This window comes from Methanomassiliicoccus sp. (genome assembly GCA_033485155.1).
In the GTDB taxonomy this organism is placed as follows: Archaea; Thermoplasmatota; Thermoplasmata; order Methanomassiliicoccales; family Methanomassiliicoccaceae; genus UBA6.
In genome coordinates this window covers 141,624-154,613 of the sequence record JAWQJJ010000003.1, presented here as the reverse complement: position 1 = coordinate 154,613, position 12,990 = coordinate 141,624, and the positions used below count along the sequence as shown (strand labels likewise).

10 protein-coding genes are annotated in these 12,990 nt (G+C 58.7%); all 10 read left to right on the top strand.

The genetic code is table 11. The features are described from left to right. Positions 1–127: 127 nt before the first annotated feature. The 10 genes from SA339_06325 (at position 128) to SA339_06280 (ending at position 12,987) form a co-directional block, all read left to right on the top strand. Entirely contained in the window at positions 128–1,726 is a 1,599-nt protein-coding gene (locus SA339_06325) for a 2-isopropylmalate synthase (protein ID MDW5562826.1), read from the top strand. Positions 1,727–1,728: 2 nt separating this feature from the next. Continuing rightward, complete coding sequence (locus tag SA339_06320; GenBank protein MDW5562825.1) at positions 1,729–2,976, top strand: 3-isopropylmalate dehydratase large subunit; 1,248 nt, start codon at positions 1,729–1,731, stop codon at positions 2,974–2,976. 9 nt (positions 2,977–2,985) lie between these two features. Then, complete coding sequence (locus SA339_06315) at positions 2,986–3,480, top strand: 3-isopropylmalate dehydratase (protein ID MDW5562824.1); 495 nt, start codon at positions 2,986–2,988, stop codon at positions 3,478–3,480. Then, a complete protein-coding gene (locus SA339_06310; protein MDW5562823.1) occupies positions 3,468–4,583 on the top strand; it encodes an isocitrate/isopropylmalate dehydrogenase family protein in 1,116 nt (371 codons plus the stop codon). Before SA339_06315 ends, SA339_06310 begins: the two co-directional genes overlap by 13 nt. Positions 4,584–4,961: 378 nt before the next feature. Beyond that, positions 4,962–7,958, top strand: coding sequence for a NosD domain-containing protein (locus SA339_06305; GenBank protein ID MDW5562822.1), 2,997 nt, complete (start codon positions 4,962–4,964; stop codon positions 7,956–7,958). Positions 7,959–8,198: 240 nt separating this feature from the next. Next, positions 8,199–9,050 carry a GNAT family N-acetyltransferase gene (locus tag SA339_06300; GenBank protein MDW5562821.1) on the top strand — a complete coding sequence of 284 codons (852 nt, stop codon included), beginning with the start codon at positions 8,199–8,201 and terminating at the stop codon, positions 9,048–9,050. 89 nt (positions 9,051–9,139) lie between these two features. Next, complete coding sequence (locus SA339_06295; GenBank protein ID MDW5562820.1) at positions 9,140–10,513, top strand: SpoIIE family protein phosphatase; 1,374 nt, start codon at positions 9,140–9,142, stop codon at positions 10,511–10,513. Then, positions 10,510–10,935, top strand: a complete 426-nt coding sequence (locus SA339_06290) for an ATP-binding protein (protein MDW5562819.1) — start codon at positions 10,510–10,512, stop codon at positions 10,933–10,935. Before SA339_06295 ends, SA339_06290 begins: the two co-directional genes overlap by 4 nt. Positions 10,936–10,960: 25 nt before the next feature. Beyond that, on the top strand, positions 10,961–11,290 hold the full coding sequence (locus SA339_06285) for an STAS domain-containing protein (protein MDW5562818.1): 330 nt from the start codon (positions 10,961–10,963) through the stop codon (positions 11,288–11,290). After that, a complete protein-coding gene (locus tag SA339_06280; GenBank protein MDW5562817.1) occupies positions 11,290–12,987 on the top strand; it encodes an MBL fold metallo-hydrolase in 1,698 nt (565 codons plus the stop codon). Before SA339_06285 ends, SA339_06280 begins: the two co-directional genes overlap by 1 nt. Positions 12,988–12,990 lie beyond the last annotated feature (3 nt).

Sequence of the window (12,990 nt, the reverse complement as noted above, 5' to 3'; positions counted from 1 at the left end):
CCTTCATTCTATGCCCTTTTGCCGTGAACGAGTCCCGGATAAGCTGCGTCATTGCCAACGAAGTGGCATTGATTTTGCGTGAGTATTAGGCGCATTGCTTTATCCCGGGCTACTTGAGGCGATTCCTATGGTCGACCTAAGAGCTACAGAGCAATCCCGGTCCCCGCGTCCCGCTCTGGACCGAAAGAGAGTGTACACTAGCCAATTCAACACCATGGCCCGCATCGATTCCCTTCCCTCCCGGGTGATGGTCCTCGACACCACCCTCCGCGACGGAGAGCAGACCCCCGGCATCGCACTATCCGCCGAGGACAAGGTGCGCATAGCCCAGGCCCTGGACGAACTGGGGGTGGACGTTATCGAGGCGGGCTTCCCGGCGGCATCGGTGGGGGAGCAGAAGGCGGTGCGCATGGTACGGTCCAGCGTATCCCGGGCCCGCATCTGTGGACTCGCTCGATGCAACCGCAGAGACATCGATGTCCTGCTGAGCTGTGGGATCGATTATGTGCACACCTTCATCGCTACCTCGGACATACATCTGAAGTACAAGCTCAAGATGGACCGGGAGCAGGTCAAGGCTAGGGCGGTCGACTCGATCGAGTACGCCAAGGCCCACGGCCTAACCGTGGAGTTCTCCTGCGAGGACGCCACCCGCACCGATCTTGACTTCCTCAAGGAAATGCACATCGCGGTGCAGGGGGCAGGGGTGGACAAGATCAACGTACCGGACACTGTAGGCACGATCTCGCCCCCGGCGATGGAGTACCTCATAAAGGAGCTCATGGCCGTGACCAGGGTCCCTATATCCATTCACTGCCACGACGACTTCGGCCTGGCGGTAGCCAATTCCATGGCCGCGGTGAGGCAAGGGGCCCAGCAGGTGCATGTTACCGTCAACGGGCTAGGGGAGAGAGCCGGCAACGCCGCCCTGGAGGAGACGGTACTCTCGCTCATGGCCTTCTACGGCACCGAGACTTCGATCGATACCCGCAAGATCGGACCGATCTCCAAGCTGGTCAGTCGATTAACTGGTTACCCCATCCCCGCGAACAAGGCTATCACAGGCAACAATGCCTTCGCCCACGAGTCGGGCATCCATGTGCACGGAGTACTGGGAGATCCCAGCACCTACGAGGCCTTCGGCCCGGAGCTGGTCGGGGTGCAGAGGAGCATCGTGATCGGAAAGCACACCGGAGCCCATTCGGTGAAAGAGAAGCTGGGGGAGTACGGCGTGGACCTAACTGACGAACAGGTCTCCCAGGTTGTCGACAAAGTCAAGAAGCTCGCCGACAGCGGCAAGGATGTGGACGACGCGGAGCTCGTCGCGCTCGCCTCCCACATCCTTGGACAGAGGGAGGCGCAGAACGTCCGCCTCAAGGAGTTCGCGGTGTTCACAGGCATCAACACCACGCCCACGGCGGTGGTATCCATCGAGGTAAACGGCGAGAAGAAGACGGGCACTTCTATAGGCATCGGGCCGGTGGATGCGGCCATCAACGCCATCAAGTCGGTGATGGGTAATGACATATCCCTGGAGGAATATCGCCTCAGCGCCATCACCGGCGGCAGCGACTCGCTGTGCGAGGTCACCGTCCGCGTGGCCAGGAACGGCGGCAAGAAGAAGATGTCCATTGGTAAGGCGGTGGGAAGCGATATCGTGAACACGAGCGTGGACGCCACCATGGAGGCGCTGGACCGCCTCTACTGCCGCAAGAAGGAGCTATGACGATGAAAGGCGAGAAGACCATCTCAGAGAAGATCATGTCCGCCCACTCCGGGACGGACGCCCACGCCGGGCAGATCGTGGAAGCGGAGATAGACTATGTCATGGCCAACGACGTCACTGCGCCGCTGGCCTTCCAAGAGTTCGAGGCGCTGGAGTGCCCTCCCGTCAAGGACAAGATCGTCCTCATCCCCGATCACTTTGTACCCAACAAGGACGTCGCCTCGGCCGAGCAGGCCGCGGAGATGCGCCGTTTCGTTCAAAAATACTCCCTGCCCCATTACTTCGAGGTCGGGCGTGGAGGGGTTTGCCATCAGGTGATGGTCGACGAGGGCTTCGCCGCCCCCGGTCGGCTGATCGTCGGTGCCGACTCGCACACCTGCACCTATGGAGGCATCAATGCGTTCTCCACCGGTATCGGCAGCACCGAGGCTGCGGCATGCTTCGCCGAGGGCCGTCTGTGGTTCAAGGTCCCCGAGGCCATCAATGTCAAGCTGACGGGCAGCTTCCGCAAGATGGTGTCCGGCAAGGATCTGATCATAAAGATAATCACCGACATCGGGGTGGACGGTGCCAACTACAAGGCTTTCGAGTTCTCCGGTCCCGGGATCGCCGCGGTCCCGGTTTCCGATCGCCTCACGGTCAGCAACATGGCCATCGAGGCCGGGGGGAAGGCGGGCATCTTCCCCTGCGACCAACGCACCGAGGAGCATCTTCGGGGCCGGGTGCGGGGCACCTATACGCCGGTGGCCGCCGATCCTGAAGCTCGCTACTGGAAGGAGCTGATGTATGACCTGGGAGACCTAGATTACATGGTCGCCCTGCCCCACCTGCCCAGCAACGGCAAAGTGGCTAGCGAGGTGGACGTGACAATCGACCAAGCCTTCCTCGGTTCGTGCACCAATGGTCGTATCGAAGACCTGCGCGTCGCGGCCAAGGTGCTGCACGGCAAGAGAGTGCACAGGGACGTGCGGATGGTCGTGGTGCCGGCCTCCACCGAGGTGTACCAGCAGGCGATGGAGGAAGGTCTCCTCGCCGAGTTCGTGAGGGCTGGAGCGTTCGTCTCCGGGCCGACCTGCGCGGCCTGCCTGGGAGGTCACATGGGCGTGCTGGCTAAGGGCGAGAAGTGCGTCTCCAGCACCAACCGTAACTTCATCGGCCGCATGGGGCACAAGGACTCGTACGTGTACCTCGCCGGGCCGGCGGTGGTGGCGGCGAGCGCGATTGCCGGGCGCATCGTGGCGCCGGAGTGAGGTGATATCATGGAACAGTTCAAGGGAAAGGCATGGCGCTTCGGGGACCATGTGGATACCGACCAGATCATACCGGCGGACCGTCTTATCAGCGAGAACAACAGCCACCTCGGAGATTTCCTGTTCGAGCGGGTCCGCCCGGACATGACCAAGGGGGTCAAGAGGGGCGACATCATTGTGGCGGGAAAGAACTTCGGATGTGGTTCCTCGAGGGAGCATGCCCCTCGCTCCATCAGGCAGGCTGGGGTGGACTGCGTGATCGCCGAGAGCTTCGCTCGTATCTTCTACCGCAACTCGATCAACATAGGCCTCGTCCTCGTGGAGTGCAAGATCGAGGCCAGCGAGGGCGATACGATTTCCGTCGATGTCGATAGGGGAAAAGTGCGCAATGAGACCACTGGGAAGGAATGGTCGTTCCCTGAGTACCCCCAGTATGTCAAGGACCTCATCAGTTCCGGTGGCCTGATGGCCCGCATCAAGGAGGCCAAGCGATGTTCAAGATAGCCGTGGCCCCTGGTGACGGCATCGGCAAGGAAGTCATCGCCGAGGGCGTGAAGGTCCTGCAGGCGGCGGCCGATACCGAGGGCGTCAAGCTCCAGCTTGACCACATGGACCTCGGCTCCGACCGCTACCTGAGGACCGGGGAACTCCTGACCGACGAGGACATCGCCTTCATGCGGCAGCATCAGGCAGTGTACTTCGGTGCCATCGGCGATCCCCGCGTGGCGCCCGGCGTGCTCGAGAAGGGCATTCTCATCAAGATGCGGACCACCTTCGACCAGTACATCAACATGCGGCCGTCCAAGGCCTGGCATCCCTACACCCCGCTCAAGGGGGAGAAGGATTTCGACATCATGTTCCTCCGGGAGAACACCGAGGACCTGTACATGGGCGCCGGAGGAGTGCTCAAGGGGCGTCAGGCCGAGGCGCGGATGAGCCTCAAGCGAGAGCTGTACTCCGTGGACCTCGATCTCCGCTCGAAGGTCTCCTCGGACGAGGAGTTCGCCTTTGAGATTGGCATGATGTCCCGCCGGGGCATCGAGCGCTTCGCCGATTATTGCTTCGAGACGGCCAAGCGCCTCAACCGGCCTAAGGTCACGGCAGTGGACAAGGCCAATGTCTGTACCGAGCTGTACGGCCTGTGGCGCAACGTGTTCGACGCCAAGTCCAAGCAGCACGGCATTCCCGTGGAGTACATGTTCGTCGACGCCATGGCCATGGCGCTGGTCCGTGCACCGGAGCGTTTTGGCGTTGTCGCCTGCCCCAACATGTTCGGAGATATCCTGACCGACCTCGGGGCGGAGATCATGGGCGGGCTAGGCGTAGCCGCCTCGGGCAACATTTGCCCCGGTGGCGTATCAATGTTCGAGCCGGTGCACGGCTCCGCGCCGGATATTGCCGGAAAGGGAAAGGCCAACCCCATCGCCGCCATCCTGGCCGGGAAGATTATGATCGACACCCTAGGCCGCCCGGACCTCGGCAAAATGATCGAATGGGCGGTCAAGATGGCCATGAAGCAGAAGAAGGTCACCGCGGACATGGGCGGAACGTTGAACACCACCCAGGCCGGGGATGCCATCGCCGAACTGGTCCGCCAGTCCGGATAAACCTCTTAATTCGCCCTGGGGCTGAGCATGTGCCCCAGAGCGGCGCTCTTTATTCTTGATACTCCGTCGATCTTTTTCTTATTCCCAATTCCACGCTCCTCCGCCTGAAGCTAATTAGCACCACGATAACATCTAACGGGTGGTTCTAACGTCGCATGGATAGAAAGGTTGCTTATGGACGCCCCATGTTCCTTGAAGATCACTGGTTATCATCTAATAATATAAACTTATATAATATTAAATATCAGTATTGGAAGTGACACGGCTAGTAGAAACGTCACCAACGAGGTTGGGGAAACCTCCGGCGCCCGTACTACAGTAGAAGGGATGATCATCGGACGAAAGATTTTGTCTGCTATCACAGTAGCTGCCTTGTTAATGACCGAACTGATGGTTCTGGCGTCACCGATGGCGAGCGCCTCGCTCACCCCGTCAGACCCGATCGTCATATACGGAAATTCAGATCTCGTCAGTCAAGCCTCAACAAAGGGGTGGACTGGCGACGGCTCGGCCGAGAACCCGTACACGATCGCTAACCTGAGCTTCGACGCAGGAAGTGGCACGGCGATATCGATATCCGAAACCAGCCTGTTCGTGACCATAAGGAGCTGTACCATCACTACCTCTTACCACGGCATCAACATCTATAGATCGAGCAACGTGACAATCGTAGGCAACGCAATCAATGGCTTGTCCAGTGGCGTCGATATCCTCCTAGGCTCATCGAACAACAACACCATATCGAACAACAACTGCAGTGGTTATCGTGGGATGTATCTATCCTCATCGAACAACAACATCATATCGAACAACAACTGCAGCGGCATCATCGAGATCGGCATCTATCTGTATTCCTCGAACAACAATGATGTCCTGGACAACAACTGCAGCGACAATAGTTTCGGCATCCGGTCGATCTGGTCAACCAATAACGATTTCTTGAACAACACCTGCAATGGCAATGATCAGGACGGCATATGGCTGGATGAATCTAGCAGGTCCGTTCTGTCGCACAACACCTGCAATGGCAACATGTTCCAAGGGATCTTTCTGGAATTTTCGAGCAACAGCACCCTAACCAACAACTGCTGTAACAGCACTTTCGCCGGAATCCGGTTATCATACTCTGACAACAGCACCTTCTCGAACAACACTGGTAGTAACGATTACTACGGCATTTTCATAGAATTCTCGGGTAATAGCATCATCATCAACAACACTTACCGTGACATCTCCGGGGGAGCTATCCTTCTGGGCATTTCAAACGACAGTCTGGTGTCGAACAACACCTGCATCGGCGGCGATAGTGGCATCATGGTGGGCTCATCGAGCCGTTGCACCGTGTCGAACAACACCTGCACAGACGTGAGCGGTGTAGGGATCTACCTGAATAATTGCACCGGGTACATGGATGGCAACACCCTCGTCAACTGCTCGTTCGATCTCTGGGCAGACCCCCTGGATGTTCAAGAGTATGTCGATGTGATGAAGATAACCTCAACCAACACAGTCAACGGCCTACCGGTCTACTTCCTGAAGAACGCAGACCTGGATGGCGCATCCGTTCCCTCTTCTGGTATCGGCGAGATCATTCTGCTCAACGTGACCGATGCTGACATCAGCGGGCTTTCCATGAACTATGGCGGTGTGGTCATCGGCATATCTTCGTACCTAGTCATCGAGGATAATAAGATCGATAACGCCACCAACCCGGTCTGCATGTTCCTGTCGAACCACTGCATAATCGATGACAATGTGTTCATCAACGCACCGTGGGAAGGGATCTTCGTGGGGAGCTCGAGCAACATAATCGTTTCGAACAACACCTGCAACGGCAATGGGAATGGTATCTATCTAGACAGTTCGAACAACATCACCGCCATTGACAATTCGATGGTCGGCTCGACCAGCCATGGCATCTTATTGACCGCCTCGAGCAACAACACCCTCGTCGGCAACACGATCGTCGATTCCGCTGACTACGGCATCTACGTCATGAGCAGTAGCTCTAATTTGATCTACGATAATGCGCTCATCGACAACAGGGGAGCTACGTCTGAGTACAGTTCGAGCCATGTCCAGGCTTACGACGACGGCACCAACACCTGGAATTCTACCATACGCGGCAACTTCTGGGTCGACTGGCAGTCGAACGAGCGCTACCTCATCGACGGCGGAAGCATGGCCGATGAGCTGCCGTTCTACATCGTAGACTCCGATGCTCCTGAAGTGACCATAACCAGCCCGGCGGTCGGCGCGTGGTACAACATCACGGTAATGAACGTCACCTGGACCGCGTCGGACGCGAGCGGCATCGCCAACATGTCCGTTTCCCTGGACGGTGGAGCGTTCATCGACGTGACGAACTACTACTACGAGTTCACGGCGCTCGCCGACGGGCAGCACACCGTTTCCGTCCGCGCCTACGACCATGCCGGCAATTTCCAGGTGGCGAGCAAGGTCTTCAACATCGAGATCGAGCTGCCATCGATCGTCATCACCGAGCCGATGAACGACTCGAACGTTGGCTCTACCGACGTCCATGTTTCTTGGAGCGGTTCCTCGGCCTCGGGAATCGGCCGGTACTGGATCAGTGTGGATGGAGGTTCGTTCGTGGATGTTGGGCATAACACCTCGCACCTCCTCTCGTTAGCTAACGGGCAACACATCGTGATCGTCAAAGCACGCGACTACGCCGGCAACTGGAACTCGACCGAAGTAGAGTTCGAGATCGTCGACGATGTGGCGCCGACCGCGACCATATCTCCCAGCGGCAGTAACGTAGCGATCAGCTCGGTTATCATGGTCGAGTTCTCCGAAGCGATGAACATCTCGTCGGTGAACATCGTGGTGAACGGTGTTGCCGGAACGATCACTTGGAACGGCAACGTAGCAACGTTGACTCCGTCCACCTCGCTCGCTTACGGCACCGAGTACTCAATCACCATATCAGGCAAGGACCTGGCCGGGAACGAGATGACTTCGGAGAGCACCTTTACCACGCTCTCGGACAAGGGAGTGATATGCGGATCGATCAAGGGCGCCGACGGCAACGTGGTCGCCAACGCCACGGTCACGCTGAGCAACGGAATGACCACGATAACCGACGTGAACGGTTACTTCGAGTTCACTGGGGTGCCGTCCGGTTCGTATACGCTCACGATAACCAAGGATGGCTTCCAGACGATCACTCAGACGGTGAGCACATCGGCCGGCGAGACCACCGACCTGGCGACGCTGAGCATCGCGAAGACTGCGCCCGTGAACGGTGATAACGGCAGCATCCTGTGGACCGCTGGCATCTTCGCCGTCCTGGTCGCTGCGCTCTTGGTCATCGGCTTCCTTCTCTACCGGAGGAAGAACGAGAAGAAGTGAGCAACGAGGCCTCGCGGCCTCCCTTTCTCTTTTTCTCCATATTCAACTAGGCACTGGATTGTCCAACTCAAGATTCGGATAGGTGGCGTCGGCAGCAGCCCTCATGGCGCGAGCGCTCCCTTCACCTCTTTTCCGGCCGCTCTCCCGATATCATCTGTTCAAATGGCCAGTTTAATGGATTCTAGGAACCTGGACTAATAATTATGATGGTGTAATTATATTAAGAAGTGACGATGCGACATGGCTATGATCGTCCCGGGGAGCATGGCCATCAGGAACATGAAGAGGAGCGAGGTGGACCTCGCGCTCGAATGGGCCGCAAAGGAGGGGTGGAATCCTGGCATCCGCGACGCGGAGCCGTTCTTCCGGGCCGATCCTCGCGGCTTCTTCATCGGTGAGGTGAACGGCGAGGCCGCGGCAATGGGGTCGCTGGTCAGCTACCCAGGGGACATGAGCTTCGCCGGCTTCCTGATCGTCCGCCCCGACCTTCGCGGCCACGGGCTGGGGAGGCAGATGCTCCGTTTCTTGATGGATCATGGCGCTGACCGCAACGTTATGGGAGACGGCGTCCCTGCGATGGTCCCGACATATCTGGACAAGGGGTTTTCCTTCTCGCACTGGAACCACCGCTTTGAGGGCCTGGGCGAACAGAATATTTTCGCAGACCTTGTGCCTGTCAGCGAGGTACCGTTCGATGATCTGATCCGCTATGATGCTCATGTCTTCCAGGCATCACGTCGTGAGTTCCTCCGGTCGTTCCTGACGCAGGAGGGTACGACAGCTCTTGCCTGCATCCACAACGGTGAACTGCAAGGTTACGGGGCGATCAGGCCCTGTCGAACAGGTCACAGGGTCGGCCCGCTGTTCGCCGAGGACCGCACGACTGCAGAGAGCATACTTCACGGGCTCATATCCACGATCCCCGGGCAGAGGTACTTCCTTGACGTTCCTGAGCTCAACGCCGTCGGGATGGCGCTGGCGAGGGATATCGGTCTGACGGAGTCGTTCAGGACCGCCAGGATCTACACCAAGTACATCCCTGCGACGTTCTTCAACAAGATGTTCGGGATCACCAGTTACGAACTGGGGTAATCGCATGAGCACCTTCCCATGTCCTCCTCGAGGCTTCGGTCGCGGCCTCCCCATTAATATATTTTTATTGATGACCGCGGAGGGCTAGCATGGACGCCGTGACCGCTGACCTGCTGATCTCGCTGACCGAGATCATGTGCGTCATCATAGTGGCCGCCTATGTCATAACTCGCACCAAGATTTTCTCGGAGTCCCTCGGAGGTAAGATCCCATGGAAGAGCCAGATAATTCTCATGCTGGCCTTCGGTCTCCTGTCCATCTTCGGCACCTACGCGGGCATAGATATCATGGGAGTCAAGGTCAACGTGCGTGACCTCGGCCCCATGATCGCCGGCCTTGTGGGAGGGCCGTTGATGGGCATCGGTGCTGGCCTGATCGGTGGGATACACCGCCTGCTGTTCGTGGGCGGGGAAACCACGCTCTCCTGCTCGCTCGCGACCATCTTCGCCGGGGTATTCGGCAGCATTATATGGTACATCGCCGGGAAGAGGTTCCCCGGAGTATTGGTGGCGGTGGCCTTCGCCATCATGCAGGAGGTGTTCCACATGGCTCTGGTCATCCTGCTCGTCACGCCATACGATTACGCCGTGAATGTGGTCGAGCGGGTAGGTCCGCCGATGATAGTGGTCAATGCTCTGGGCATGCTCTTGTTCGCCTACATAATCAACAATCTGATGAAGGAGCGGAGAACGCAGGAAGAGCGCGACCGGCTGCACGATGCCATCGAGAAGGAGAAGTTCGAAATGGAGGTTGCCAGGGACATACAGCAGAGCTTCCTGCCCAAGAGCGGGCCGTCGGTCGAGAGATACGATGTACACGCGCTCAACCTCTCGGCCAAGGAGGTGGGCGGTGACTTCTACGACTTCATCGACCTCGGTGGCGAGCGGTCCGGTCTGGTCATAGCCGATGTCTCCGGCAAGGGCGTGCCTGGGGCTATATACATGGCTCTGTCGAGAACAGTCCTGCGGGCAACCTCCTTGAAGGCACCGGGGCCGTCGGCCGCCCTGGCCGAGGCGAACCGTCTGATCGCCGAGACCTCCGAGTCATCAGGCATGTTCGTGACGCTGTTCTATGCCGTCCTGGACCGTTCGGCCAGGAAGCTGACCTATTCCAACGCCGGGCACAATCCGCCGTTGCTTCTAAGGTCAGACGCTTTCACCGAGCTTGCAGGCGAAGGAATCGCGCTGGGTGCGATGGAGGGCGCCGTGCCGGAGGAGAGGGAGCTGCAGCTGCAGGAAGGAGACCTGGTGCTGTTCTACACCGACGGTGTCACCGAGGCCAACGCACCATCCGGGGAGCTATATGGCGAGGACAGGCTGAAGCTTGCCATCAGGAGGCTCGGGTCCGCATCGGCTACAGACGTCGTCGAGGGGATCAAGAATGATGTTCTGGAGTTCTCCAAGGGTGTTGTCCAATATGATGACATCACCCTCATGGCGCTGAAGGTCGGGGTGGATGGATGAGCTTGATCGGAAGCAAGGTCTTCGAGGCCAGCCTGGAGCGACTGGAGGAGGTCCTTGCTTTCATTGGCCCTTTAATTTCCGAGGCTCTGCGGAGCGAGGAGAGAATGACGGACCTTCTGGTAGCCGCCGAGGAGGCGTTCACCAACGTGGCCGAGCATGCCTACGACGGTCCGGGGAGCGTCGAGGTCAGCGTCGAGGTCGAGGGGATGGCGATCTACCTTACGTTCAGGGACCATGGGAAGCCTTTCGACCCTCTTAACGTCCCGCCGCCGAACCTCAACGAGGCGCCGGAAGGCCGTGTCGTCGGCGGGCTGGGCATACATCTGATGAGGAGTCTAGTCGACGATGTCCGATACTGTAGGGAAGCGGGTACGAACGTGCTTGTCATGGTGATGGGCACCGCGAACAATAACATTTCATGAGCAAAGAAGCAGCGAGTTGACCGAAATGGAGATAAAGGAAAGTGACAGCAACGGGATACGGATCATAGACACCATAGGCCGGATAGACGCGTACTCGGCCAAGACCCTCGAGGACTGCCTCAAGAAGGCGATGGGCGAGGGCCACCAGAACATACTGGTGGACCTGAAGGATACCGATTACATCAGCAGCGGCGGGCTTAGGGTCTTCCTCGCCACTTTGAAGGAGCTGCGTAAGAATGGAGGCTCGCTCAAGCTGTGCTGCCTCACTCCCGCTGTCCTCAAGATATTCAAGCTGGCGGGCTTCACGAGCATCTTCAGCATATTCGCGAGCGAACAGGAAGCGCTGGGAAGCTGATGACTGCCTTGGAGAGCGTAAAATGGCAGCCTGTACCTGGCTTCGAGTGTGTCGAGCTATACCCGTTCATAAGGAAGCCGGACATCGTGTCCTGCAACTCCTATGTCCTGCGAACCCCCTGCGAGCTTATCGTCATCGACCCGGGTGCCGATGCCGAGCAGATGGCTCGCATACTGGAGATAGTGCAGCAGGGGGTCGCCGCCGGCCTCGACGCGACTTTCTACCTTACTCATTGCCACGTTGATCACTGCTTCCAGATCGTGTCGGCGTACCACAGCGAGGGAAAAGGGTCGATGAAGCTGGCAGTCCAGGAGGCGGGGGCTGAGGCGTTGAGATCCCTCGATCCTGACCTGACGCAGGCCAAGGTGATGGGCTGGGCTTTCCCGCCGTCTTCCCTCCAGATAAGCTGCTCCTCCCTGCTGGATGGAGGAGAATTGACCGGAGAGGTCTCCCTGGGAACGAAGATGGACGCCATGCCGACATGCGAAGGTCTAACGCTGAGGCGGCAGATCGTGCCGCTCGACGGAGGCGCCATGGAAGTGTTCCATACCCCGGGCCACAGCCCGGACAGCGTGTGTTATCTGGTCGGTAGGATGCTCTTCACTGGGGACCTCCTGTTCGCCGCTGACCCCGGCATTGCCGGGCAGGTCGGATGGAACCGGGACGACCTGGTGACCTCGGTGAGGAACGTCCTCTGGCTGCTGAAGAACAGGGAGATCGACCTATGCTGCCCCGGCCACGGTAGGCCAGTGGACACCGAGACGGCCAGGGCCATCCTGGAGGGCATGCTGCAGAGGGCTGGCGAGCTCGGGTCGATACAAACGAACGATCTGGACCGCATCAGGTTCACGTCCGACTACGCACTGGATATCCTCATGGAGGCGAACGAGGCGTTCTCCGTCCTCGCCGGCCGCTTGTATTACCTCTCCTACTATCTCGAGGAGCTGGAGGAGTCGGAGGAGGCCCGTCGGTGCAGGGAATGCCTCGAGTCCGACAAGATCGACGAGCTCCTGGCGAAGTTCCATCACTTCGTAGAGGAGTTCCTGCAGGGCCAGAAGGTCCAACTACAGGTCATCCTCAAGGCGATACAGACGATACAATCCATCGAACACCTATTTCGAGGCACTAAGCTGGAGGAACTCATGGATGCGTCGGTCCTTAGGCGCACCTCGAGGCTGCTGGGCGATTTCACCAACGCGGTGAAGGGGCTGGAGTTCGATATCGAGATGACGACAGCCCAGCTGGACGTCCTGGTTGATCTCACCATCGGCACCCTCGCCTCGCCCCCGCCTCCCGAGGAGGAAATCCTCGATGCCGTGGGTGACGACGACGCCTACCTGGCAGCGCTGGCGAAGAGAATCGCCCACCTTCCCATCTACGATGGGATGACTTTCAGCGTGAGCAAGGAGGGGGACGCGGATCTTGCGGTCCGCATCGACGAGAGACGGTTCGTCGACGCGCTGTGCGGGCTCCTGGAGGAGTACGTAGGGCTGGAGGTCAGAGAGATCGTCCTAGGGCTGACCGGCGGTGACTGGCCGACCGTGACCATAACCGCTGATGTCAAGGGGCAGGTCCTAGATCAGGAGAAGGAGAGGTCCCACCGCCGGCGGTTCGAGCTGGCCGGCGCTAGGCTCAAAAGTGAGGAAGACCCTGCGTGCCTCCTCATCGAGATGGAGGCCCCCGGGAGAAATGGATAAAGG